The organism is Bacillus sp. FSL K6-0255, assembly GCF_045040725.1.
In the GTDB taxonomy this organism is placed as follows: Bacteria; Bacillota; Bacilli; order Bacillales; family Bacillaceae; genus Bacillus; species Bacillus subtilis.
The window spans coordinates 1,370,541-1,395,658 of the sequence record NZ_CP150278.1; the positions used below are offsets into that span (position 1 = coordinate 1,370,541).

Below are 25,118 nucleotides of genomic sequence, written 5' to 3' on the forward strand. Positions count from 1 at the left end.
GGGCTATGACGTGCCGGAGGCTTTTTTTCTAGTTGTTTTTTGTTTTTTATCTCCGGCTCCTTTCGGTTCAGCGGCTTGTGCAGGTGCGGCAGCCGGTGTCTCCCTGTTCGGCCTTCTGGTTCTGTCAATGCTGGCTTGCAGAGCGCTTACCAGGTCAATGACATCTTCACGAGGTGGCGCTTTATCAGGAGTGACGGCCGTTTCTTTATTTTCTAGCTTGTCGTTGACTCTTTGCAGCAGCGCCTGTCGGTACGTGTCTTCATATTTCTTAGGCTCAAACTCAGCAGTCAGTTCATCTATTAAAGTGATAGCGGTTTGCAGTTCCTTATCGTTTACATTCGATTGATCAGGTACACCTGGGACATGAGCGGCGCTTCTGACCTCATCCGGATAATGGATAGACTCCATGACGATACAATTTTCATAAACGCGGAGAATCGCCAGCTGCTGCTTTGACCTGATTGTCATATTGGCGATACCGATCTTTCCGGTTGAGCGCAGCGCCTCACGCAGCAGGGTATAGGCCTTTGTCCCATTATCCCCGGGGCCGACAAAGTAGGAGCGGTTAAAATAAATCGGATCAATTTCCTGAAGCTGAACAAAGTCAACAATCTCAACTGCTTTCTCCTCATGCTCCTGTTTTAAGCTTTTTAAATCTTCGTCCGTCAGCACTACATATTTCCCTTTTACATATTCATATCCCTTCACAATTTCATCAGGACTAAGAGTTTTTTCGCAATTTGTGCAAACTTTCTCGTATTTGATTGGTGCGTGATCCTCTTTATGGAGGCTGCGCAGTTTAATATCTTTATCTTCTGTGGCCGCATATAGCTTGATGGGGATGTTTACTAATCCGAAGCTGATCGATCCCTTCCACATTGTATGCATATCGATAAACCCCTTTTTTTCTTTAGTGTGAAGAGAAGGAGTACGATTCATGTGTAGTAACTTATGGGTGAAAAAAAGCCGGCGCTGTTATTGCGACGGCTGTTCAATAATGAATTGTTCGAATTGTTCCGGAGGTATTGGCCTGCTGAAAAAGAAGCCCTGCAAATGGTCGCAGCCTTTTTCATATAGAAGCTGCTTTTGAGCTGCATTTTCCACACCTTCGGCAATCACCTGCAAAGACAGCTGATGCCCCATGGCAATAATAGCTCCGGTAATTTGCTCTGATTTAGGATGGGTCTGAATATCGTCAATAAATGATTTGTCAATCTTCAGCCTGTGAATCGGGAAGTCCTTCAAATAGCTAAGGGAGCTGTGACCAGTACCGAAATCGTCAATACTGATTCTGATTCCTAATTCTGTAAGGGATGACAAAACCTTTTTGGAGTGATCGAGATTGTCCATTGTCATGCTTTCCGTCACCTCCACTTCAAGAAGCTGCGGAGGAAGCTGGTATTTATTAAGCGTATCCTTGATGAGGGGAATCAGATCTTCGGATTGGAACTGTCTGGCGGAAATATTAATGGCGACAGAAAGATCATAGCCTTTGTCGTGCCAAATCCTTGCCTGCTTGCATGCTTCATCTATAATCCACTTTCCGATATCAATAATAAGTCCCGTTTCTTCTGCGACACCGATGAATTCTCCGGGCGGACGCAGTTGCCCGTCTGGTGTCACAAGGCGTATCAGTGCTTCTGCTCCTGTCATTTTTTGTTTTTTTACACTGAATTGCGGCTGATAATGCAAGACAAATCTATCGTTTTCGATTGCTTCTCTGAGTACCATCTCTTGGTTAAGCTTGACGGTTTCTTTGTTGCCGATTGAAAAAGAATAGTATCTGTATTTGCTTTTGTTTCGTTCTTTAGCCGCATACATCGCCATATCAGCCTTTTTCATCAATTCAAGGCCATCCGTCCCGTCTTTTGGAGATATCGCAATCCCGATACTGACAGATGTGACAAGGGTGTGATCTTGAATTTTGAAAGGTTTTTTGAATATTTGGATAATTTTTCTTGCTAAAACATCTGCTTCGCCTGTTCCTGTATTGGCGTCTGTTAATATAATAATAAATTCATCACCGCCAAGACGGGCGATAAATCCGTTATCAGGGACTACAGATGACAAACGTTTAGCCGCAAACTGAAGCAGTTGATCCCCGACATTATGCCCTAATGCATCGTTAATCACTTTAAACCGGTTTAAGTCGAGAAAGAAAACAACGGTGTTATAATGCAAGGTATGCTCGCGATTCAGTACCTTTGTTAGATGAGAGATGGCATGTCTTCTGTTAGGTAAGTCTGTAAGCGAATCATAATGAGCCATTCTATGGATTTCTTTTTCTGCTTTGTACTGCTTCGTCATGTCTTTGCAAATGACATAAATGCTGTCCAGTTCTTGATTGACCTCAACAGGTATGAGCGTAATATTTAAGTGAAACTGGCCTTTTTCAGTGATAAGTTCGCCATCACTGTTCATCGCTTGTTTATCTTTTTTAACTTGCTCAAAAAGGCGCTTAATCTTCAGTGATGTGTAATTCCTCCAGTCATGCATGCTGAAGCCAAATTTGCTGATCATTTCCTCACCAGCGTGATTGGAAGATATTATGTTTCCTTCTAATGATAAAATAAAGATTGCATCAATATTGTGGACGATTAAAGACTGAAATCGCTGTTCGTTATCCTTTATGCGTTCGCTCTGTTTAATAAACTTTCGATCTGCATGGGAACTGAATAACAATAACGTTTGGATACAAAAAATAATTAAAGTAACAAAAATTGACCAATGAAACGTTTGCACCTCCATATGGCTTCCGGGCGGAGCCATGTCCTTATGGAAAGTTGCCGCGAGCATCCCTGTGTAGTGCATGCCCGAAATCCCAATGCCCATTACAATTGAACTGACGACTTTATAGAATATAAGATGCTCAGAATGTTTTTTTACGGCCAAGTCAAAGAATATTTTTAACGAGACGAAAGAGGCTGCAATCGCAATGATAATTGAAACTGTAAATAAAATCGGTTCGTAAATAATCATTACCCGGGAAATGGCAGACATTCCGATATAGTGCATAGAAGCAATAGATGCGCCAAGCACAACTGATCCGGTAAGCAGTCTGTAATATGTAAGAATGTGCCGGCTGACAAAATATAATGACACAAATGATCCCGAAACAGATGCGCCAATGGCTGCCAGTAAAGGCATGAATTCATATTCCATCGGCATTTCCATATGGACCGCCATCATCCCTACAAAATGCATTGACCAAATACCGAATCCCATAATAAGTGAGCCGCCGATCAGCCAAATTTTACTTTTTAAGCCTTTATTGATGGTGACTTTCCTTGAAAGTTCAAGGGAAATATACGAGGCGGTACAGGCGATAAGAAAAGATAAACATATGAGCGTCGTATTATATGTAACGTGTATTTCCAAATGGAGATTCCCCCAGTATCGTGTGTTCCAGTCTTGTTGACTCTCTTTATTATCGGCTGCTTAACCGCAGAGTTTCAGCCTTCAAAACGATAGAAATACGAGGGAGATCTATTTTTAGTTCAACTGACCGTGAAAAATGTGTTAAAATCATCTTGACGTTTTCCGAAAAAACAAAAATGTATGATACATAAACATGAAACAAGGGAGTTGGTGGCTATCGAAGAGCTAGTTATGTCATGGATAGAAGCATTTAAAAGCTTATCTTATTTTGGAATATTTCTAGCGCTCAGTATTGAGTTTATCCCGGCCGAAGTCGTCTTGCCGCTTGCGGGCTATTGGGTATCTAAAGGCGATATGACACTTGCCGGCGTTGTTTTGGCAGGATCGCTTGGGGGAGTGGCCGGTCCGCTTACGCTGTATTGGATAGGCCGGTACGGAGGAAGGCCGTTTCTTGAACGTTTTGGGAAGTATCTCTTTATTAAACCTGAAGCGCTTGATAAGTCAGATGAATTTTTCAAAAAACATGGAGGCTTTGTCGCCTTCAGCGGCCGTTTCTTGCCTGGCATCAGGACATTGATTTCCATACCGTGCGGAATTGCAAAAATGAATGTTTGGGTGTTTTCGCTTTATACATTCATTGCTATGCTTCCGATTACATTTGTATATGTTTATCTCGGTGTGAAGCTCGGTGAAAATTGGAAGGAAGTCGGCTCTATTCTTGATCAATATATGCTTCCGATCGGAATAGCCATTTTGGCGCTTTTCCTGCTCTACTTACTGATGAAAAAGAGGAAGAAACGCACGCACTCCGAACAATTATCTGTATTTTTGAAAAATAAACGTTGACAAATCATTGCGCTGCGCATATCATTGACGTATAAAATCATATTTCTTGAAATCCCAAAGGGGAGTAGCGTCCGGAATGTATTCCGGAAACAAAGTCGTCATTTCATGGATTGTATCCATCGGCTTTGTTGGCATGCCTGAATTCATGTCTAGCAAGACCTTTGCCTTATGTCGGCAAAGGTCTTTTTTGCATGGTCCGGCCGGCATAAGATCGGATGAAGAGAAAGAAAACAACTTTTTTGGGAGGGTATCATTTATGGATGCAGCATTATTATTAGAGTATGGTTGGGTTCTTCTCGTCTTGATCGGGCTGGAAGGGATTTTAGCCGCCGATAACGCGCTGGTTATGGCGGTAATGGTAAAACATTTGCCGGAGGAAAAAAGAAAAAAAGCGTTATTTTATGGATTGGCAGGGGCTTTTGTTCTGCGATTTGGCTCTTTATTCGCCATTTCATTTTTGGTCAACGTATGGCAGGTTCAAGCGATTGGCGCGATCTATTTGCTGTATATCTCAGCAAGCCACTTATTGAAAAGATATGTATTTAAGAAAGAAGATACACATAAAGAGACGAAGCAAAGCGGTTTTTGGCCGACTGTTTTAAAAGTTGAGCTGGCAGATATCGCGTTTGCTGTTGATTCCATCTTAGCAGCAGTAGCGCTGGCGGTTACACTTCCTGGGACATCACTCCCGAAGATCGGCGGACTTGACGGAGGACAATTTCTCGTCATTTTGGCCGGCGGTATCATCGGACTGGTGATCATGCGGTTTGCGGCTTCCATGTTTGTGAAGTTATTAAAGGAACGTCCAAGCCTAGAAACAGCAGCCTTTGTGATTGTCGGCTGGGTCGGAGTGAAGCTTGCTTTATATACGCTTGCCCATCGCGACATAGCGGTTGTTTCTGAGCACTTTATTCATTCTGGAACATGGAAGCTGATATTCTGGGGTGTCTTAGCAGCAATCGCGGTTTGCGGCTGGTTTATGTCAGGTGGGGAAAAACAGCCGGAGGGCGCACAAAACGAACAAAAAAACAGCACCCGTGAACGGGCGTAATCTGAAAGACTCTGCTTAAAAGCAGAGTCTTTTTTTGTTTGAAGCGTTTTCATAAGCGAAATAAAATAACATTTTTATAACATCTTTGTTACAAAAAACACGCATAAAACCCCCTTAATTCTTTAGAAAGGCACGAAATCATGTATAGGACGTCAGAATGGTTTGTCATAATTGAGACATTGGAAATCAATATTTCTTTTTCTCCTTTGCGAATCCCTATCAAATTAGCTATCATTAATGAGTAGTTATAGGGAGGAACTGAGGTGAAACCAGTGCTTAGCCTTTTGTTTAAATTGGGAAAAAAGAAGCAAACACTTGAAAAAGCTGTTGAGAGTATACAAAAAGGCAATAAAGATCTGCAAAATGAATTAATACAGCAATATAAGCCATTTATCGCAAAGACGGTTTCATCCGTTTGTAAACGATATATAGATGAAAAAGACGATGAGTTCAGTATTGGACTGATCGCGTTTAATGAAGCTATAGAAAAATATTCACCTGAAAAAGGAAATTCTCTGCTCGCATTTGCTGAGCTTATTATAAAAAGAAAAGTCATTGATTACATTAGAAAAGAAGCCAGAAGCGCACAAAATATAAATATCGATTTACAGGAAGGAGACGATCAGGAGTCATCACAAAGCCTGATTGAAGCCGAGCTTTCCATTGATGAATACCGCCGTCAGATTGAACAGGAGCAGAGGCGGGAGGAAATCCTCTATTTTCAAAAGCAGCTCAAGGATTATGGTTTATCGTTTAAAGAACTGCTTGAAAATTCTCCAAAGCACACGGATGCAAGGCAAAACGCCATAAAGGTGGCAATGACGCTTGTTGAACATGAAGAATTGGCCGCTATCCTGTATACAAAGAAGCAACTTCCGGTCAAACAGCTTGAACAGCTTGTCTCTGTAAGCCGAAAAACGATTGAGAGAAACAGAAAATATATTATTGCGATGTGTATTATCATTACGGGTGATTATATTTATTTAAAAGATTATCTTAAAGGGGTGCTGCACTCATGAGAAGAGGGATTATAGTAGAGAAAAATAAAAAATTCGTCACGTTGCTGACCCCTGACGGACAATTTTTAAAAGCCAAAAATGATCGACACAGCTATGAAATCGGAGAAGAAATCATGCTTCCGAGTGAAACACGCATGGGCAGAAGGGCCAGCTTTTTTGATTTTTTTAAACTGCGCCCTTTCAAAATGGGGATTTTTACGATGACTGCTATTATGCTCTTTATTTTTATAGTTCTCCCCGTTTTTTCTAATAATAAGGCCTATGCGTATATGACAATCGATATCAATCCAAGCGTCGAAATGGCGTTAAACAGCGATTATGAAGTGATTGAACTGACGCCTCTAAACGATGAGGGACAGAAAGTCGTGAATGATATAGATGATTGGGAGAAGACTGATTTTAAAAAGGTGATTGACGATATTATAACCGACTGCAGTGAACACGGGTATGTAAAGAAATCGAAAGAAATATTGATTTCCACTGTTTATGAAAACACAGAAGACAATACATATAAAAAGGCTGTGAAAAAACAGCTGAATGATGTGACTGAAAAATATAAAACGACATACCGCATGGAATCTCTCGAGTCAGATATGCAAACGAGGGAAAAAGCGAAGAAAGAAGGCGTCTCAACAGGCAGCTACATCAAATCAAATGAAAAGAATGACAATAAAGATTTAAAAGATGACTCCAGCAAACCATCCGGGGAAGAGGATCAAAAGAGTGATGAAAATGAGGATGAAAACACCGATCAAACTGACATCCAGGACAGCAAGCAAGGAGATAATGAACAGCTGAATGATGCGGATTCCGGAGACCAGAAAGAAGAGAAAGCGGATGACCAGATTGATGATAGTGACAAAGATAAAAAAATAAAGGAATCAGATGAAAACACAAATACCGAAAAAGATGGGGACCATGAGCAAACCCCAATACAAGATCCTCAAGATAAAGGAAATGAAAATAACGGCGCTGACAAGGGCCAAAGCCAATATCACAGGGACTGGAACAATGGTGAACAAGGCAAGAACCGTTCTTCGTCCAGAAGGGATAACGCTTCAGACCGACGTAATCCAAACGGCTACAGCAGTGATAATCATTCAGCTAAAAATGAAGATTCGCCGAGTGCCCCCGGCGAATAAAGACCTGAATTTATTTAGTTGTGCCATTTAATTGTGATTGTGCTTGCTGTACCAGCCGCTTTGTCATTTCTCCGCCTACAGAGCCGTTAGCGCGTGCGACTGTATCAGAACCAAGGTTCACACCGAATTCTTGAGCCACTTCGAGTTTAAATTGGTCTAGTGCCTGCTCCACCCCTGGAACAACGAGTTTATTTCTGCTCGCCATCTTTTTCATCTCCTTTTTCGATAAAGAAATTCTTAACGCGTATTTAGTTTGAAATATACGGGGTTTATTTATGCTGGCAATTGTTGTGGAGAAAAATAAAACCCCGGCCTCTAAGCCGAGGTGACGCAGACTATAGAATGTCTGCTGTCATTTTATGTGCGGTTGCCTGAATATGGAACGTCAAAATGGAGAGGACTGTAATGGCGATAATTTGTCTGATTTTAAGCCATTGGCTGTCATTCAGTTCTTCAAAACGGTGACGGAGACGCTCTGTCTCCTGTTCGGCGATCTCCTGCAGATTTGATTCTTTCATAGAAGGAGTATCTTGGTGATGGATGGCATCAAGCACATATGCGCAGCTTTCATAATAAGCAATCGGGCTGATGACATCATCAGATCTGTCTGAGATTGTGTTAAAGGCCACTTTTAAAATAGCCCGTATGTGTTCAAAGTCATAAATGGATTTTAAATCACGTACAATTAAAAGAATAACTGCCTGTTCAACTGAGTATTTTTTGCCCAGCTCAGGGTGTCCGATCAGATCTTTGATATCACGCTTTACCCAGTTTTGAATTGCGGTTGACTTTAACGAAGTCAGCTCGCATAAGTTGCCAAGCTCTACGATTTCATTTGTAGAAAGACCGTATTCTTTTTTCTGTTTTTTTCGTTCGTATCTTGTAAGAAATTCAGGAATTTCTAGATGATTGGCTGCTTTTTCTGCTGACATGTTCGCTGATTGGACGAGAATGTCGAGCGGGCTATGTTCTCCTTGTCCTTTTAGGGAATAGAGCAGCCGCACCATATCGGTTCGAGAGAGTTTAAAAATGTTCATTGTTCACCTCTTTAAACAATTTGACGCGGATATAGGTCTATGTATAAGTTCAAAATTCAAGCGTCAGCAAATTACATTAACATCATACGTCGAATTCCTTGCATTTTCAAATGGATGTTTTATAATTTAAATATACGGGTTCTTTTGAACTTAAAATAACGGAGGTTGTTATGGCGAAAAGAATTTTTCTGTTTATTCTAACGAATATTTTGGTGCTTACAACAATCGGGATCGTTTTGTCTGTTTTAAGCTCTGTTACAGGAGTCGGGACGTACTTTACAGCTGATGGCGGTATCGATCCAATGGCGCTTCTTGTGTTCAGTTTAGTCGTTGGATTTGTCGGTTCCTTTACGTCTCTTGCGATATCCAGATGGATGGCAAAGACGATGATGGGCGTCAGAGTGCTGAATCCGAAAAAACACTCGCTCAGCTATGAGGAACAGCAATTGGTTGATCGTGTTCACAGATTAAGCCGCTCTGCCGGTTTAACGAAAATGCCGGAAGTCGGGATTTACCGTTCACCTGAAGTAAACGCGTTTGCGACTGGACCGTCAAAACGCCGTTCACTTGTCGCAGTATCGTCAGGGCTGCTGGAGCAGATGGATGACGCAGCAGTTGAAGGTGTGCTTGCCCACGAGGTCGCGCATATTACAAATGGTGATATGGTAACAATGACGCTTTTACAAGGCATCGTTAATACCTTTGTCTTCTTTTTATCGCGTATCGCCGCTTGGATAGCAAGCCGTTTTGTCAAAGAAGATCTAGCGCCGATCGTTCATTTTATTGCAATAATTATTTTTCAGATTGTCTTTTCGATACTTGGCAGCCTGGTTGTGTTTGCGTATTCACGCCATCGTGAATTCCATGCTGACAGGGGAGGAGCGGATCTTGCCGGCAAGGACAAGATGATTCATGCGCTGCGGACGCTTAAAAGCTATTCTTCCCGGATTATGGAAGACGATCAGACAGCTGTCCAAACGTTAAAGATTAATGGCAAGAAGCGCTCTTCGCTTTTCTCTACTCACCCTGATTTAGATGAGCGAATCAGGCGGCTGGAAGCTAAATAATACAAACACATTGTTCCTCTGAGAGAATTCTCAGAGGTTTTTTATTTTATCCATTGACTAAAATCATAAAAAAATAAGCAAGTTAAGAAAATGTTTCGTAAAAGCCTTTAAAAATGGACCTAATATCTTTAGAATAATTACCGTACTTAAAAAGAGAGGCAGAAGGATTTTACATGAGATTAAAGTTTGGAAAATTGATACAGGCCTTGTCACCGGCCCAGCTGATCGCATTATATTATTTTCTTGCAGTTACTGTGGCCGTTATATTGCTGAGTTTGCCGGCGGCCCATAAACCGGGGGCGGATTGGACGTTTATTGATGCGCTTTTTACAGCTGTCAGTTCAGTCAGTGTAACAGGGCTGACAGTTGTTGATACAGCTGATACATTCAGCACAATAGGGATTTTTATATTAGCATTTGTTCTGCAATTTGGCGGAATCGGAATTATGACGCTCGGAACATTCATTTGGCTGATAATGGGAAAACGTATCGGGCTGAAAGAACGGAAGCTGATTATGGTTGATCAAAACCAATCCCAGTTTTCAGGAATTGTCAATCTGATGAAGCAGGTACTGTTTCTGATCTTGTGGATTGAATTTTTTGGCGGGCTGATTCTCGGCACATATTTCTTAACCTACTATGACTCCTATCAGGAAGCTTATTTACACGGATTTTTTGCCAGTATCAGTGCAACGACAAACGGCGGATTTGATATTACCGGTAATTCGATGATTCCATTTCGCCACGATTACTTTGTGCAGTTTATTACAATGCTTTTAATTATATTTGGAGCGATTGGATTTCCCGTGCTTGTTGAAGTAAAGGATTTCCTGTTTTCAAAGCATCGGCGTTATCCATTTACGCTTTTTACAAAGATCACGACGATTACGTTCGGCTCACTTGTCTTGTTTGGAGCCATTGGCATCTTTGCCCTGGAAGCAAACCATGCGTTCGCAGGAAAATCATGGCATGATATTTTGTTTTTGTCCCTGTTTCAATCAACGGCAACCCGAAGCGGGGGACTGGCAACAATCGATATCAGCCAATTATCAGATTCCACACTCTTTTTTATTTGTGCGCTGATGTTTATCGGAGCGTCGCCAAGCTCAGTCGGGGGAGGCATACGGACAACGACTTTTGCTTTGAACCTTCTTGCGCTGTTTCATTTTGCCCGCGGCAATAAGGCCGTAAAGGTATTCAAACGGGAGCTTCACCCTGCTGACTTGATGAAGTCGCTTGTTGTCACGATGATGGCGATCCTGCTCGTTTTTGGCGCGACACTCATTCTGACCATTACAGAAAAACATTCCCTGCTGGAGCTTTTGTTTGAAGTGTGCTCGGCATTCGGTACAACCGGCCTGTCGCTTGGAATTACGGCAGATTTGAGCAGTGTTGGAAAATGCGTCATTATGATTGTCATGTTTATCGGGCGAATCGGCATCCTAACCTTCCTGTATCTGATCGGAAGAAAGGAAATTGAAGCGAACTATCACTATCCGAAAGAAAGAGTGATTATCGGATAGGCAAAACACCGCATACTTTGCGGTGTTTTTTGATTGCCAAAAAAAAGATGTGTGCCTCCTGTTCAGTTGGAGAACCTAACTTCGACAGGTGCAATTTACGCTCCTGCATCTTAAAATGTCTGAAAACTGGCGAGGAGGATTCGTATGAAACGTAAAGCTGAAGTGAATGAAGCCATTAAAAATAACAATACACCTACCGAGAGCATGGACCCCAATTCATATAAGACACAATATCATGACGACCCCAATTTTAGAGGGGCAAACCGCAATTCCAAACAGGGCCAGCAGGGAGGCATGTAGTTGTGAAGAAAAACCGTCATAGCAGAGACATGCAAAATCATAAAAAGCCTATGAATAAAAAGGTGCTGGAGGAAGAGTTCTCAAGTGAACTTGGGGATTACAATGCCGGGAAGATCATCGAAACGCTGGAAGTCACCAAGCCTGAAAAGAAAAAAGAAAAAAACAAAAATAAAAAACAAAAATAAAAAAGACCTCTTAGGCGGCGTCCGCTTAAGAGGTGCTTTTTCTATTTTAAATAAGCATTTTTGCCCGTTCCTCTGACAAATTGCAATAAGCTGGTCATCCTCAGCTCAATGAAGGGCTGAGCGACTGTCTTAACAAAGTTGCTGGAGAGGACTGATGTCAGGGCTGCTGTTAAAAGCAAGAGGATCACTAAGCTTTGATAGTCAGTAAGCCAATCCTCAAGCCCGACCTGCCGTAATGTCTTAATAATAAACCCGTGAAGCAGATACACGTAAAATGTCCGGGTTCCCCATTTGGTAAAGAAATACCGTTTTTGCGGAACAAGCGCTAAAAAGCTGAAGGTTGCCCCAAAGGCGAGTACATACCAGCCGATTCGGGATAGTCCGCTTACCAGGGTAACGTCTCCAAATGAAGAATACGGTTTTGAACCAAACAGAAAAGAATAGTCAAAATCGATGCCCCAGCAGATGACGAATACTGCGGCAAGCACTCCGAGCGCAATTTGTTTGCCGCGTTTTGATCTCAATAAATCAAAATGATGTTTATTTAAATAAAAACCGACAAGGAACATCGGTAAGAATACGAATGTCCGTGACAAGCTCAGCGTGCTGCTGACAAAGTCCAGATAACCGATCAGCACGGCGATTCCGCAGCTGACAAACAGCGCCCACTGCTTTGAAAGCTTTGAAAAAGGATATAGGAGCAGGTTCCAAAAGAATAAGCTTACAAGAAACCATAACGACCATTGCGGATCAATCGGGTTCACATTTGCCATGCTTTCATCTTGCATAATGTAATAAAAGACGGAATAAATGATTTGGAAAATCAAATACGGAATAATCAGCTTGACCGCCAGCTTTTTTACATATCCCGCCCGTTTAAAGCCTTTCGCGAAATAACCGGATACAAGAATAAATGCAGGCATATGGAATGTGTAAATGAACTTGTAGAGGTAGAGCATAAAATGATTATCATTAATAAAGGAACGAAGGATATGACCGAATACAACAAGGAATATCAATAAAAATTTTGCGTTATCGAAATAACTGTCCCGCGATTTACTCATAGCATCACCTTCTCTTTCATCAGTCACTAAGAGATTATTCCCTGCTGGTACATATTTTAAAATAAAAGATGAAAAAGGAATCTAAAAAAATGCTGATTGTTAGGTCGATGTAAAGTGATGGTAAGGATCGTAGAAAATGTCTTCGTAATGTAATGGCGCTGAAATTTTCTGAAATTTATAGGGCAAATGAAGGAAGTTCCCGCATTTTGTAGAAATATTGAGGGATAGGTTTTGAAGAAGGAGTGTACATGCATGGAAACTCTTGGTGTCCAGACAAACTCGGAGCTGCGAGAGGAACTGAATCGCCTCAAAGAAGAAAACGCGCGACTGAAAAAGGAATTGAATCAGCATCAAGTGATTGTCAACAATACGCTCGATGCTATTTTTATTTGTGATAACGAAATGCGGATTGTTCAGGCAAATGAAGCAACAGAAAGGATGCTTCAAGTTGACTCGGAAGATTTGAAAAAGCGTTCTGTTTTGGATTTTTTGTTTTCAATCCCAAAGGATGAACTGAATCTTTCCGTAAAGAAGTTTTTTAAAAAAGGCTTTCTATGGAAGGAGGTTCCGATCAGGCTTGATTGCGGGGCAACAAAATACATAGAGTTTCTGGCCAAAAGAGGCATTGGTGAGGATTTCTTTTTTGTTGTCATGAGGGACATATCTTCTAAGAAGATTCTGGAGCGGGAATTCTCTATGAATGAACAGCTTTTTAAGGACTTGTTTGACAGAGCAGTTGACGGAATCGTCCTGTTTGATAAAGATGGCGGTTTTATTGATGCCAATTTGTCCTTTTGTAAAAGCTTTGAAATCAATCATAATGAGCTGTCTCATTTATCGTTGTATGAGTTCATAGACAGCGGCTCACGAAAAGATTTCGACAATATCTGGAAGGCGCTCAACCGCAAGGGAAAAGCGAAGGGGGAGCTGCCTGTCAAGCTTCGTTCAGGAGTTCAAAAACTATTTGAATTCACGATTACATCAAACATCATCAGCGGTTTTTATATGTCCATTATGAGGGATATCACAGAGAAGCGGTCTATGGAGCTACAGCTCTTTAAAAGTGAGGAGCGCTTCAGAGAAATCTTTGAAAATGCAATGGACGCCATCATCATCTGGTCGAATGACGGAAGAATCGTAAAAGCGAATCAATCAGCCTGTAAAATTTTTGAGCTGCCGATGAATTTGCTGTTGAAAAGAAAGCTGTGTGATTTTCTCGTTGACTCGCAGCAGAAATACAGCATAACGAAAAGGAAATACGCAAAATACGGAGAGATCAGAGAAGAGCTGCTGTTTCAAATGGGGAACGGGCAATTCAAAGAGCTTGAATTTACTTCAAAACGGACAATCCTTGAAAATCAGCATTTGACGATCTTAAGAAATGTAAGCGACAGAAAGCGGATGGAAAAGGAGCTTCGGGAAAGCGAGCTGAAATTCAGAAAAGTGTTCAACGGCTCAATGGACGGCAATGTATTGTTCGACAATCAATACAGGATCATTGACGCCAACCCGTTAGCAAGCCATATTTTGGGACTGTCACATGAAGAGATCAAACAGCACAGCCTGTTAGATATTATTTCTGCTTATGAAATAGAAAATCTGGCATCACCGGCAAGGCAGATTAATTTTGATGAAATGGACAACGAAATTCCATTTTTGCTGAGCAGCGGTGATAACAGAAAACTCGAATTCTCATTTAAACGGAATATTATTCAAAATATGAACTTGGCTATCTTTAAAGACGTAACAGAGCGAAAAGAATTGGAGGAGCGCCTGCGCAAATCAGATACCCTTCATGTTGTCGGCGAACTCGCAGCCGGCATTGCTCATGAAATCAGAAATCCGATGACTGCTCTTAAAGGCTTCATTCAGCTTCTGAAAGGGAGTGTCGAGGGAGACTACGCCCTTTACTTCAACGTGATCACCTCAGAACTAAAGCGCATCGAATCCATCATCACCGAATTCTTGATTTTAGCCAAGCCCCAGGCCATTATGTATGAGGAAAAACATGTTACCCAAATTATGAGGGACACGATAGACCTTCTAAATGCGCAAGCCAATCTCAGCAATGTACAAATGCAACTTGATTTAATTGACGACATTCCCCCGATTTACTGTGAACCGAATCAGCTGAAACAGGTTTTTATCAATATATTAAAAAACGCCATCGAAGTGATGCCTGACGGCGGAAATATTTTTGTAACGATAAAGGCATTGGATCAAGATCATGTTCTTATCTCTTTAAAAGACGAGGGAATCGGAATGACAGAAGATAAATTAAAGCGACTTGGTGAACCATTTTATACGACAAAGGAACGGGGAACTGGACTTGGGCTTATGGTAAGCTATAAAATTATTGAAGAACATCAAGGCGAGATTATGGTAGAAAGTGAAGAAGGGAAGGGCACCGTTTTCCATATTACGCTTCCTGTCAGACAGAATGCTGAAGAAAGAAGGAATGATGAATGAACTACTATACGACAGCCGAAACGCCGCTCGGTGAACTTATCATTGCCGAAGAGGAGGACCGGATCACTCGTCTATTTCTCAGTCAGGAAGATTGGGTGGATTGGAAAGAAACGGTTCAGAATACTGAGCACATGGAAACACCTAATCTTGCAGAAGCGAAACAACAGCTTCAAGAATATTTCGCAGGCGAAAGGAAGACATTCACCCTGCCGCTCAGCCAAAAGGGCACTCCTTTTCAGCAAAAAGTGTGGCAAGCGCTGGAGAGGATTCCATATGGCGAATCCCGAAGCTATGCGGATATTGCCGCTGCTGTCGGCAGTCCGAAAGCGGTGCGCGCTGTCGGACAGGCTAATAAACGTAACGACCTGCCGATTTTTGTCCCGTGCCACAGAGTGATCGGCAAAAACAGTGCGTTAACAGGATACGCCGGAACCAAAACGGAGATCAAAGCATTTTTGCTAAACATCGAGCGAATCTCCTATAAAGAAAAATAAAACATATGGCACGTTCCCTTTTTTCACGGCCGACATATCATTTTATTAAGTTAAAAAAGTTGGTCTGATGAAAAAGGAGGACAAAGCAATTGAAGCCGAGCCGCTCTGAGAAACTTGCCGTTTTTGCCGAACTGTTTGTGAAACTGCATATCTTATCAAGCGCTCAAAAAGATGAAATCATCAATGTTAACAAAAAGAAACAAAAAAACCGCTGACTCGGCTCCAAATGAGCAAAGTCCGGCGGTTTTTTAATGCACCTTTTCTCCTCTAAACAGCTGTTCAATCTCTTCTTCATAGTTTCCGGTCATAATCCCTTTTTCTGTGATGATTCCTGAAATGAGATCATGAGGTGTAATGTCGAAAGCGGGATTAAAGACAGGCACATTGGATGGAGCGGTCCGAACTCCGGAAATCTGCCTGACTTCCTCGGGATCCCGTTCCTCTATCGGGATATCAGCGCCGCATTTGACCTTTGTATCAAATGTAGATAAAGGTGCGGCGACAAAAAACGGAATATCAAAGGCGTTTGCTAAAATAGCAAGACCGTATGTGCCGATTTTATTTGCCGAATCACCGTTCTTTGCAATTCGGTCGGCTCCGACGATAACAGCGGAAATTTGTTTTTCCTTCATCGTATGGGCGGCCATGCTGTCTGTGATCAGAGTGACATCAATGCCCCCCTGCATCAGCTCCCAAGCAGTAAGGCGTGAACCTTGCAGGACAGGCCTTGTTTCACAGGCATAAATGTGCAATCCCAAATCTTTTTGTTTGGCCAAGTAAAACGGAGCTAGCGCCGTTCCATAGCGGCTTGTCGCGATTGAGCCGGCATTGCAGATTGTCATGATCCTGTCGCCTTTTTTGAAAAGCTGCAGGGCGTTTTGGCCGATCAACCGGCACGTTTCCTCATCCTCGACCTGAATCTGAATGGCTTCATGGACAAGGTTTGTTTTTGCTTCATTTACGGAAATCGCGTTTTCGACCGAATGACTCAGTCTCTCAAGCGCCCATGACAAATTAATGGCGGTAGGCCGTGAGCTGTTTAAATATTGTTTGATGTCTTCCAGTCTGCGGCGGAATTCCGTGACATTATCTGTTTCAATGTTTTTGGCAGCAAGCGCCAGTCCGAAGGCAGCCGTAATGCCGATCGCCGGAGCGCCCCTTACTTTGAGCGTGACAATCGCATCAAATACATCCTCTTTCGTCGTCAGCTCCAAATATTCCGTCTCATCAGGAAGCTTTTGCTGATTTAAAATGGTAATAGCTGTTTCTTTCCATTCAACAGAACGTGGAACAGCAAATGAATGGGTCATGAATGGATCATTCCTTTACAAGTAACTTAAATAATTCAATAACATCTGTTATCGTTTTGAATTCCGAACGTTTTTCGATAAAGGCTGTGCCGGTTTCGAGCGCCAAGCGTTTTCTGCCGATTCGTTTATCAAACGGCACGATCGTATCCAGGTCAGCTACATGGGCAAGGCCGATCGTGCGTCGTATCAGCTCACAGCCCGCAAATCCGATTGCTTCTTCAAAAATATGGCTGAGCGTATCAGTGAGGTAACCGTCGATGTTGGCGTAAACATCCAGACTATCCTTCTGCCAGGATTCACTAAACGTCTCTTCAAACGTTTCCCAGACCTGGTTGACATGTTCATATAACGGCTCTCTGTCAGCCCCGTCACGGCTGAGTGCGTTCAAAAATAAGTTGGCGATAAATTGCCCTACATCAAAGCCGATCGGTCCGTAAAAAGCAAACTCAGGATCAATCACCTTTGTTTCGTGCTCACTTGCGAAAATGCTTCCTGTATGCAAATCACCATGAATCAACGTTTCTGCAGACGTTAAAAATGACTTTTTCAGCTTAGCGGCTTCGATTTTAACGCTGTCATTATTCCAAAGCTTTTCGACAAAAGGACGAAGCTCTTCTTCAAAATCATTTGTGTCATGGTCGAAGAAAGGATCTGTAAAAACAAGTCTTTCCGTAATGTCGCATAGCTCTGGATTTGTAAACTGTTTAACAAGCTGTTTTTTCACCGTAGGTTCAAGCGCGTAATCTGATGAGTAGAAAAGTGTTTTTCCTAAAAATTCACCGATGTGCTGCGACAGATGAGGATAGTTTTCACCCTCAATGAGTCCTTTTCTTGCGATCTTGAGGTGAGAGAGATCCTCCATGACGGTAACCGCCATTTCCGTATCAGAATAAAACACTCTTGGAACCAGGTGAGGCACATGCTCGCCCTGACGGATGAGAGCGCTGCTTTCGATTCTTGCACGGTCGATTGTCAGCGGCCAGCTTTCTCCCACCACTTTTGCATACGGAACCGCCTGTTTAATGATCAATGCTCTGTCATGTTCTTGATCATAAATATGAAAAACGTAATTTAAGTTGCCGTCTCCGATCTCCTGGCATGTCAGCGTGCTTTTGCTTGGAAATAGGCCAAGCTTCACCGCCAACGCCACAGCGGAGCTTTCATTTAATGTTTCGTATAAAGGTGTTTTTGTGACTCCCATCATCATAACCTCCAATTATGTAATCACTTAATATGTGGCCGTAAAAAAGCCTCCTTCTCAGAGAGAAGGAGGCTTAACATCTATGTCCGCCTCTCTTATCTCTCAGATCAGATCTGAATGGAATTAGCACCGTGCCTTAAGAGACCAGCGTCTCGGCGCGAAAAAGATGCGCCCCATTTCACAATGGAATTACGGTCGGTTGCTGTTGGGGTCAAAAGGCCAAATCCCTCGCCCAACTCTCGATAAGAGAATATATTCACTTGTTTGACAATTCTAATTTATCAGTTGATGAACATGGTAACAGGTCATTTAGTTAGTTGTCAATATATTTTTTAATATAAATCTTTTCTGATATCATCGAAAACAGGAATGCTCTCCCGAACTTCTGAGCTTTCTTGAAGGTCGATTTCCGCTCGGACTATGCCTTCTTCCCGTCCGCCTTCAGCAAGTACACGCCCCCATGGATCAATAATCAGGCTATGTCCTGCAAATTCATTATCCGGATTTGAACCGGTACAATTGCAGGCTGCGACAAAGCATTGGTTTTCAATGGCCCGCGCAATAAGCAGGCTTTTCCAATGATCAAGGCGGGGAAGAGGCCATTCCGCAGAAATAAACAGCACGTTGGCGCCTTTTGTCGTATGTTTTCTGATCCATTCCGGAAAACGGATATCGTAACAGATCAATCCTGAGCTTTTGACGCCGTCAAGCTCAAAGTATCCGTCTTCGGAACCGGCTGATAAATACAGATGCTCATCCATCAGCTGAAAAAGATGGGCTTTTCTGTACTCTTTAATGATTTGCCCTTTCTTATCCGCGATGTACATTGTATTATAAACATCAGAATTCTTCCTGACAGCGACCGATCCGGCGACAATATGAACACCATGTTTTTTTGCCGTTTTCTTCAGCCAGCTCTGAGCGGATCGGCCGTCTTCATCAGCGAGTTCATCAAGATTGGCCAGATCATATCCGGTCGTCCATAATTCAGGCAGAACAAGAACATCAGCATGTTTGCTTTCTTTTTCGATGAAAAATTCAGCTTTTTTTATATTTTCCGAAGGTTTGCCGTATGAAATATCAAATTGAAGACAAGATATCGTCCATTTCATCTTTTTAACACCCCAAATTTTTCTTTACTTTTTTCATTTAACCATATATGATGATGGACTATCATTTCAAGATTTTTTTAGAAGGTGAGAATAGATGAAATTTGAACAGTCTCATGTATTGAAGGAATTGCCTAAACAATTCTTCGCTTCTCTGGTGCAGAAAGTGAACCGAAAGCTCGCAGAAGGACATGACGTTATCAATCTAGGACAGGGAAATCCAGATCAGCCGACTCCTGAACATATTGTCGAGGAGATGAAACGAGCTGTTGCTGATCCTGAGAATCATAAATATTCGTCTTTTCGCGGCTCATACAGTCTGAAGTCAGCGGCTGCTGCATTTTACAAAAGAGAGTACGGCATTGATCTGGATCCGGAAACCGAAGTCGCTGTATTATTCGGCGGAAAAGCCGGTCTTGTCGAGCTCCCGCAATGCTTGTTGAATCCCGGTGATACGATCTTAGTTCCCGATCCGGGTTATCCAGATTACTGGTCGGGTGTCACACTTGCAAAAGCAAAGATGGAAATGATGCCGCTCGTAAAGGACAGGGCGTTTCTCCCTGATTACAGCAGCATAACCGCTGAAGTAAGGGAACAGGCGAAATTGATGTATTTGAATTATCCGAATAATCCGACCGGAGCTGTTGCTACTTCTGAGTTCTTTGAAGATACCGTGCGTTTTGCGACTGAAAACGGAATCTGCGTCGTTCACGATTTTGCTTACGGCGCTGTAGGATTTGACGGCTGCAAGCCTTTAAGCTTTTTGCAGACTGAAGGTGCGAAGGATATCGGAATTGAAATTTACACGCTGTCAAAAACGTATAATATGGCAGGATGGCGGGTTGGCTTTGCCGTCGGAAACGCTTCGGTCATTGAAGCGATCAATCTTTATCAAGACCATATGTTTGTCAGTCTTTTCAGAGCGACTCAAGAGGCTGCAGCAGAGGCACTGTTAGCCGATCAGACGTGTGTGGCAGAGCAAAATGCCAGGTATGAGAGCAGGAGAAACGCTTGGATCACGGCATGCCGGGAAATCGGCTGGGATGTAACAGCTCCCGCAGGTTCTTTTTTTGCATGGCTGCCTGTGCCTGAAGGCTATACTTCAGAGCAGTTCTCAGATCTTTTGCTGGAAAAAGCGAATGTGGCAGTTGCGGCTGGAAACGGCTTCGGTGAATATGGCGAGGGCTACGTCAGAGTCGGACTTTTAACAAGTGAAGAAAGACTTAAGGAAGCCGCTTATCGAATTGGCAAACTGAACCTGTTTACCCAAAAAAGCATTGACAAGACCTTATAACGATGGGATAATTCAAAATAATTTATAAAATCTATATTTTCTTATCAAGAGCAGGCAGAGGGACGAGCCCGATGAAGCCCGGCAACCGACTTATAAAGCACGGTGCTAATTCTTGCAGCTAGCGGCTGAGAGATAAGATTCGGACGAGAAACGAAACCTCTTTAGACGCGATTGCAGTTTGAAGAGGTTTTTTGATATGGATGAAAATGAAAGGAGCTCTGGCATGAGTGAGTTATTAGCGACATATCTCCTGACCGAACCGGGAGCCGATACAGAGAAGAAAGCAGAACAAATCGCAACAGGATTGACAGTAGGCTCCTGGACTGATCTGCCCCTTGTAAAACAGGAGCAAATGCAAAAGCACAAGGGGCGTGTGATAAAAGTTGAGGAGAGAGAGGGAACTCCTGCATCAGAAAAACAAGCGGTCATCACAATTGCCTATCCTGAAATCAATTTCTCTCAGGATATTCCGGCTTTGCTGACAACAGTGTTTGGCAAGCTGTCCCTGGACGGAAAAATCAAATTAATTGATCTTCACTTCTCTGAAGCATTTAAGCGTGCACTGCCGGGACCGAAGTTTGGCGTATACGGCATCCGAAAGCTGCTGGTAGAGTTTGAGAGACCGCTGTTAATGAGCATATTTAAAGGCGTAATCGGAAGGGACCTGAGTGATATTAAAGAACAGCTCCGGCAGCAGGCGCTTGGCGGAGTTGACTTGATTAAAGACGATGAAATTTTCTTTGAGACTGGTCTAGCGCCTTTTGAAACAAGAATTGCAGAAGGAAAGCAAATATTGAAAGAAACGTATGAACAAACCGGACATAAAACGCTGTATGCGGTGAATTTGACCGGACGTACGGCTGATCTGAGAGACAAAGCGAGACGCGCCGCCGAGCTGGGAGCGGATGCGCTTTTGTTTAATGTCTTTGCTTACGGCTTGGACGTTATGCAAGGCCTAGCAGAAGATCCTGAAATCCCAGTTCCGATTATGGCGCATCCAGCAGTGAGCGGAGCGTTTACGTCTTCTCCGTTTTACGGTTTTTCTCACGCTCTTTTACTCGGAAAATTAAATCGATATTGCGGTGCTGACTTCAGCCTCTTTCCGTCTCCATATGGTTCGGTTGCGCTTCCAAGAGCAGACGCACTGGCGATCCATGAAGAATGTGTGAGAGAGGATGCTTTTAACCAAACATTTGCGGTTCCGTCAGCAGGCATTCATCCCGGCATGGTTCCGCTATTAATGCGTGATTTCGGCATAGACCACATTATTAACGCCGGAGGAGGCGTACATGGACATCCGAACGGTGCCCAAGGCGGGGGGCGAGCGTTCAGAGCCATTATTGATGCGGTCCTAGAGGCCCAGCCGATTGATGAAAAAGCCGAACAATGCAAGGATCTTAAGCTTGCGCTAGATAAATGGGGAAAGGTTGAAGCCGTATGACGACTCGAAAACCTTTTGTTATTTGTGATTTTGACGGAACAATCACGATGAACGACAACATTATAAATATCATGAAAACATTTGCTCCCCCAGAGTGGGTGGCATTAAAAGACGGCGTACTTTCCAAAACGCTATCGATCAAGGAAGGTGTCGGGCGGATGTTCGGCCTTCTGCCCAGCCGTTTAAAAGAAGAGATTACAAGTTTTGTATTGGAAGATGCAAAAATCAGGGAAGGCTTTCGGGAATTTGTAGCATTTATCAATGAGCACGAGATTCCGTTTTATGTCATAAGCGGTGGAATGGACTTCTTTGTATATCCTTTGCTTGAAGGCATTGTGGAGAAAGACCGCATTTATTGCAACCATGCTTCATTTGACAATGACTATATCCATATTGACTGGCCTCATTCCTGCAAGGGCACATGCAGCAATCAATGCGGGTGCTGTAAGCCGTCGGTCATCCATGAACTTTCTGAACCGAACCAATATATCATCATGATCGGTGATTCGGTTACAGATGTGGAGGCAGCAAAGCTGTCTGACCTATGCTTTGCAAGGGATTATTTATTAAACGAATGCCGGGAGCAGAACCTCAATCATCTTCCGTATCAAGATTTTTATGAGATCAGAAAGGAAATTGAGAATGTAAAGGAGGTACAGGAATGGCTGCAAAACAAGAACGCTGGCGAGAGCTCGCTGAAGTAAAACGGGAATTGGCAGAGAGAGATTGGTTTCCAGCGACTAGCGGCAATTTGTCAATTAAGGTTACAGATGAGCCTTTAACATTTCTCGTCACTGCAAGCGGAAAAGATAAACGCAAAGAGACGGTTGAAGATTTTCTGCTGGTCGATCAAAACGGAGAGCCTGCTGAAAGCGGGCATTCTCTGAAACCGTCAGCAGAAACGCTTTTGCATACACATTTGTACAATAAAACCAATGCCGGATGCTGCCTGCATGTCCATACGGTAAACAATAATGTGATTTCAGAGTTATACGGAGACCAAAAGAAAATCACATTCAAAGGCCAGGAAATTATAAAAGCACTCGGCTTGTGGGAAGAGAACGCAGAAGTGACCGTTCCGATTATAGAAAATCCGGCACATATCCCGACGCTTGCGGCACTGTTTGCGGAAGAGATTTCAGAAGATTCAGGAGCTGTTCTGATCCGAAATCATGGTATTACGGCTTGGGGGAAAACAGCATTTGAGGCAAAAAGAGTGCTTGAAGCGTATGAATTTTTGTTCAGCTACCATTTGAAATTGAAAACACTCCAGCATCAGCTGGTTAAATAAAAGGAGGAATTGAAATGGCTACAATTCGAATTCATGATGAGGCAAATACAACGATTGAAAATCAAGAGGAAGTGGCAAGCTTTCTGGACAGTCAAGAGGTTATTTATGAGCAATGGGATATCACGAAGCTTCCGGAACATCTCTCAGAGAAATATGACCTGACAGAAGAAGAAAAACAGCAAATTCTTGATACCTTCGAAACTGAAATTAAAGATATCTCAACCCGCCGCGGCTATAAAGCACAGGATGTTATTTCATTGTCAGACAGCAATCCGAAACTTGATGAACTGCTTGAAAACTTTAAAAGAGAGCATCACCATACAGACGATGAGGTTCGTTTTATTGTAAGCGGACACGGTATTTTTGTCATTCAAGGCAAGGACGGCACGTTTTTTGATGTCCGTTTAAACCCTGGAGATTTAATCTCCGTGCCTGAGAATATCCGCCATTACTTCACGCTTCAGGAGGACCGCAAAGTTGTCGCGGTGAGAATTTTTGTCACAACTGAAGGCTGGGTTCCGATTTATGAAAAAGACAGCGTGAATCAATAAGCATGAGATAGCCCCGTTCATCGAACGGGGCTTTTTATATTTATTGCAAACGCCACTTTTCATACTGTGACAGTTCTTTTTTAATCATTGTCCAAATCAAACCTAAAACAGCTGCATCGTCAATGAACCCAAGACCGAGGATTACGTCTGGAATGATATCGAGCGGCATGACGATATACAGGATTGCGGCAGTTAACAGCAAAAGTGTTTTAACCTGTGAACGAGGGTAGTCGCCATTTCGCCAATCGCGAAGCATCTGAAAAAAAGTAGTGATGTGCTGGATACATTTTTTTCGGTTTTTCCTCTTCAAAATTGCTTTTCCGCCTGCCGCTCCGAGCATAATTGCTTTCTTTTTCTTCATTGGGCATACCTCCTGCCTGGCGGCGTGTTTAAGATATTCTTCACCTGGGTATTGTTCTTCTAATCCTATCAATATATCTATTATACCTGAAAAATTAACTTATTTAATGAAAATATGTTTACAAATAAAGTATAATCTGTAATAATGCACAATAACCCAATCAAACTTGTTTCCTATTTCTTAGCGGCGAGGGGTGAAGTGAATGGGCGGTTCTTCTGAACAAGAAAGATTGTTGGTGTCTATTGATGAAAAAAGAAAGTTAATGATAGATGCCGCTAGAAAGCAGGGATTTACAGGGCATGACACGATCAGGCACAGTCAGGAGCTGGATTGTTTAATAAATGAATATCATCAGCTTATGCAAGAAAACGAACATTCCCAAGGGATTCAAGGCCTTGTAAAGAAATTAGGCTTGTGGCCCCGCAGAGATGTTATGCCAGCATATGATGCAAATAAATAGCGGCCTATCAGATGCATATATAAAGAGAGAGCTTTTCGGAAGCGCTCTTTTTTTCTGGAAAAAATTCATATGAAAGAGGGAACTAATGAAGGAACTGGCGATTCTCATTACCGAAATGGTCAATCAATTTCATGATGCTTTTATTTCCTTATGCGGAATATTTGGCATTCATTTAACTGACAAAGAAATGCATTTTTGGGTGATCGGCATTTTTGGCATATTCTTTTTCGGCGTCACTCACGCTGTGTTTACATGGCTTTCTAAATGGAGTATGACAGCCTTGTCCTTTATCTATACTGTTACAGTCATCATTGTCATCGTATTTGCGATTGAGATTCAGCAAAAGGTGACGGGTAGAGGGAATATGGAGTTTTTAGATGCCACGGAAGGTATAAAGGGTTTTTTAGTATTTTTTATGTTTTTTTTGCTTTTGAAAATGCTGTTGCGTTTCATCAAAATCCTTTTTTCTGGAAGACCAGCAAGCAAATCGAATGGCAATGCCCGATCACGAAGATAAAAAACCCT

General features: G+C 42.5%; 27 protein-coding genes and 2 riboswitches. Of the genes, 18 read left to right on the plus strand and 9 right to left on the minus strand.

All coding sequences use genetic code 11. The features are described from left to right. Positions 1–3: 3 nt before the first annotated feature. Both MHB62_RS07190 and MHB62_RS07195 read right to left on the minus strand, forming a co-directional pair. Complete coding sequence (locus MHB62_RS07190; protein WP_074794217.1) at positions 4–939, minus strand: Ku protein; 936 nt, start codon at positions 937–939, stop codon at positions 4–6. Between the two features lie 36 nt (positions 940–975). Further along, positions 976–3,378 (minus strand): EAL domain-containing protein, encoded by a 2,403-nt coding sequence (locus MHB62_RS07195; protein ID WP_015715775.1) that lies wholly within the window; start codon positions 3,376–3,378, stop codon positions 976–978. 180 nt (positions 3,379–3,558) lie between these two features. Here MHB62_RS07195 and MHB62_RS07200 point away from each other — a divergent pair, with 180 nt between their 5' ends. From MHB62_RS07200 to rsgI, 4 genes are all read left to right on the plus strand, one after another. Further along, positions 3,559–4,224: a DedA family protein gene (locus tag MHB62_RS07200; RefSeq protein WP_026113618.1), complete on the plus strand. Its 666-nt coding sequence runs from the start codon at positions 3,559–3,561 to the stop codon at positions 4,222–4,224. Positions 4,225–4,480: 256 nt separating this feature from the next. After that, entirely contained in the window at positions 4,481–5,275 is a 795-nt protein-coding gene (locus MHB62_RS07205) for a TerC family protein (protein WP_032721929.1), read from the plus strand. A 263-nt stretch (positions 5,276–5,538) separates the two neighbouring features. Beyond that, positions 5,539–6,294 (plus strand): RNA polymerase sigma factor SigI, encoded by a 756-nt coding sequence (gene sigI, locus MHB62_RS07210; protein ID WP_003245855.1) that lies wholly within the window; start codon positions 5,539–5,541, stop codon positions 6,292–6,294. Then, positions 6,291–7,436 (plus strand): anti-sigma-I factor RsgI, encoded by a 1,146-nt coding sequence (rsgI, locus tag MHB62_RS07215; protein ID WP_032721413.1) that lies wholly within the window; start codon positions 6,291–6,293, stop codon positions 7,434–7,436. Before sigI ends, rsgI begins: the two co-directional genes overlap by 4 nt. 10 nt (positions 7,437–7,446) lie before the next feature. On the opposite strand, the gene sspD is transcribed toward rsgI, so the two are convergent. Together sspD and htpK are read right to left on the minus strand one after the other, a co-directional pair. Then, positions 7,447–7,641 carry an acid-soluble spore protein SspD gene (sspD, locus tag MHB62_RS07220; RefSeq protein ID WP_003218568.1) on the minus strand — a complete coding sequence of 65 codons (195 nt, stop codon included), beginning with the start codon at positions 7,639–7,641 and terminating at the stop codon, positions 7,447–7,449. Positions 7,642–7,771: 130 nt separating this feature from the next. Next, on the minus strand, positions 7,772–8,473 hold the full coding sequence (gene htpK / locus MHB62_RS07225; protein WP_015252224.1) for a transcriptional regulator HtpK: 702 nt from the start codon (positions 8,471–8,473) through the stop codon (positions 7,772–7,774). Positions 8,474–8,643: 170 nt separating this feature from the next. Here htpK and htpX point away from each other — a divergent pair, with 170 nt between their 5' ends. The 4 genes from htpX to MHB62_RS07245 all read left to right on the plus strand — a co-directional run bounded on the left by htpX (position 8,644) and on the right by MHB62_RS07245 (position 11,548). Then, positions 8,644–9,540, plus strand: a complete 897-nt coding sequence (gene htpX, locus MHB62_RS07230) for a protease HtpX (RefSeq protein ID WP_015715778.1) — start codon at positions 8,644–8,646, stop codon at positions 9,538–9,540. Positions 9,541–9,713: 173 nt separating this feature from the next. After that, positions 9,714–11,063 (plus strand): Ktr system potassium transporter KtrD, encoded by a 1,350-nt coding sequence (gene ktrD, locus MHB62_RS07235; RefSeq protein WP_003244672.1) that lies wholly within the window; start codon positions 9,714–9,716, stop codon positions 11,061–11,063. Positions 11,064–11,207: 144 nt separating this feature from the next. Next, positions 11,208–11,363, plus strand: coding sequence for a hypothetical protein (locus MHB62_RS07240; protein WP_003232510.1), 156 nt, complete (start codon positions 11,208–11,210; stop codon positions 11,361–11,363). Between the two features lie 2 nt (positions 11,364–11,365). Beyond that, a complete protein-coding gene (locus MHB62_RS07245; protein ID WP_015715779.1) occupies positions 11,366–11,548 on the plus strand; it encodes a hypothetical protein in 183 nt (60 codons plus the stop codon). 41 nt (positions 11,549–11,589) lie between these two features. Here the strand turns inward: MHB62_RS07245 and MHB62_RS07250 are convergent, their stop codons facing one another. Further along, positions 11,590–12,612 carry an acyltransferase family protein gene (locus tag MHB62_RS07250; protein ID WP_003245573.1) on the minus strand — a complete coding sequence of 341 codons (1,023 nt, stop codon included), beginning with the start codon at positions 12,610–12,612 and terminating at the stop codon, positions 11,590–11,592. 252 nt (positions 12,613–12,864) lie between these two features. Between MHB62_RS07250 and kinE the strand changes: the two genes are divergently transcribed. The 3 genes from kinE to MHB62_RS07265 all read left to right on the plus strand — a co-directional run bounded on the left by kinE (position 12,865) and on the right by MHB62_RS07265 (position 15,790). After that, on the plus strand, positions 12,865–15,081 hold the full coding sequence (kinE, locus tag MHB62_RS07255) for a sporulation two-component system sensor histidine kinase KinE (RefSeq protein WP_003232504.1): 2,217 nt from the start codon (positions 12,865–12,867) through the stop codon (positions 15,079–15,081). Next, on the plus strand, positions 15,078–15,575 hold the full coding sequence (ogt, locus tag MHB62_RS07260) for a methylated-DNA--protein-cysteine methyltransferase (protein ID WP_032721415.1): 498 nt from the start codon (positions 15,078–15,080) through the stop codon (positions 15,573–15,575). Before kinE ends, ogt begins: the two co-directional genes overlap by 4 nt. An 89-nt stretch (positions 15,576–15,664) precedes the next feature. Then, positions 15,665–15,790 carry a hypothetical protein gene (locus MHB62_RS07265; RefSeq protein ID WP_003232500.1) on the plus strand — a complete coding sequence of 42 codons (126 nt, stop codon included), beginning with the start codon at positions 15,665–15,667 and terminating at the stop codon, positions 15,788–15,790. A 33-nt stretch (positions 15,791–15,823) separates the two neighbouring features. On the opposite strand, the gene mtnA is transcribed toward MHB62_RS07265, so the two are convergent. The 3 genes from mtnA to MHB62_RS07280 all read right to left on the minus strand — a co-directional run bounded on the left by mtnA (position 15,824) and on the right by MHB62_RS07280 (position 19,198). Beyond that, positions 15,824–16,885 (minus strand): S-methyl-5-thioribose-1-phosphate isomerase, encoded by a 1,062-nt coding sequence (gene mtnA, locus MHB62_RS07270; protein ID WP_032721416.1) that lies wholly within the window; start codon positions 16,883–16,885, stop codon positions 15,824–15,826. 7 nt (positions 16,886–16,892) lie between these two features. Continuing rightward, positions 16,893–18,086 carry an S-methyl-5-thioribose kinase gene (gene mtnK / locus MHB62_RS07275; protein ID WP_032721417.1) on the minus strand — a complete coding sequence of 398 codons (1,194 nt, stop codon included), beginning with the start codon at positions 18,084–18,086 and terminating at the stop codon, positions 16,893–16,895. Between the two features lie 92 nt (positions 18,087–18,178). Beyond that, positions 18,179–18,335: riboswitch (SAM riboswitch) on the minus strand. An 83-nt stretch (positions 18,336–18,418) separates the two neighbouring features. Continuing rightward, positions 18,419–19,198 (minus strand): carbon-nitrogen family hydrolase, encoded by a 780-nt coding sequence (locus tag MHB62_RS07280; protein ID WP_032721418.1) that lies wholly within the window; start codon positions 19,196–19,198, stop codon positions 18,419–18,421. A 94-nt stretch (positions 19,199–19,292) separates the two neighbouring features. Between MHB62_RS07280 and mtnE the strand changes: the two genes are divergently transcribed. From mtnE to mtnD, 5 genes are all read left to right on the plus strand, one after another. Then, positions 19,293–20,489, plus strand: coding sequence for a methionine-glutamine aminotransferase (mtnE, locus tag MHB62_RS07285; protein ID WP_032721421.1), 1,197 nt, complete (start codon positions 19,293–19,295; stop codon positions 20,487–20,489). A 38-nt stretch (positions 20,490–20,527) separates the two neighbouring features. Continuing rightward, positions 20,528–20,628, plus strand: a riboswitch (SAM riboswitch). Positions 20,629–20,712: 84 nt separating this feature from the next. Continuing rightward, positions 20,713–21,930: a 2,3-diketo-5-methylthiopentyl-1-phosphate enolase gene (gene mtnW, locus MHB62_RS07290; RefSeq protein ID WP_032721931.1), complete on the plus strand. Its 1,218-nt coding sequence runs from the start codon at positions 20,713–20,715 to the stop codon at positions 21,928–21,930. Continuing rightward, on the plus strand, positions 21,927–22,634 hold the full coding sequence (gene mtnX / locus MHB62_RS07295; RefSeq protein WP_017695070.1) for a 2-hydroxy-3-keto-5-methylthiopentenyl-1-phosphate phosphatase: 708 nt from the start codon (positions 21,927–21,929) through the stop codon (positions 22,632–22,634). The genes mtnW and mtnX overlap by 4 nt, the downstream gene beginning before the upstream one ends. Next, positions 22,592–23,221: a methylthioribulose 1-phosphate dehydratase gene (locus tag MHB62_RS07300; RefSeq protein WP_003232485.1), complete on the plus strand. Its 630-nt coding sequence runs from the start codon at positions 22,592–22,594 to the stop codon at positions 23,219–23,221. Before mtnX ends, MHB62_RS07300 begins: the two co-directional genes overlap by 43 nt. Before the next feature lie 14 nt (positions 23,222–23,235). After that, positions 23,236–23,772, plus strand: a complete 537-nt coding sequence (gene mtnD, locus MHB62_RS07305; RefSeq protein WP_003232483.1) for an acireductone dioxygenase — start codon at positions 23,236–23,238, stop codon at positions 23,770–23,772. Positions 23,773–23,812: 40 nt separating this feature from the next. Here the strand turns inward: mtnD and MHB62_RS07310 are convergent, their stop codons facing one another. After that, the gene (locus tag MHB62_RS07310) at positions 23,813–24,133 is read right to left on the minus strand and encodes a YkvA family protein (protein WP_032721424.1); all 321 of its coding nucleotides are present in this window, start codon (positions 24,131–24,133) and stop codon (positions 23,813–23,815) included. A gap of 202 nt (positions 24,134–24,335) precedes the next feature. Between MHB62_RS07310 and spo0E the strand changes: the two genes are divergently transcribed. Then, positions 24,336–24,593 carry an aspartyl-phosphate phosphatase Spo0E gene (gene spo0E / locus MHB62_RS07315; protein WP_003218598.1) on the plus strand — a complete coding sequence of 86 codons (258 nt, stop codon included), beginning with the start codon at positions 24,336–24,338 and terminating at the stop codon, positions 24,591–24,593. 85 nt (positions 24,594–24,678) lie between these two features. Next, positions 24,679–25,110, plus strand: coding sequence for a hypothetical protein (locus MHB62_RS07320; protein WP_003245685.1), 432 nt, complete (start codon positions 24,679–24,681; stop codon positions 25,108–25,110). Positions 25,111–25,118: the final 8 nt, after the last annotated feature.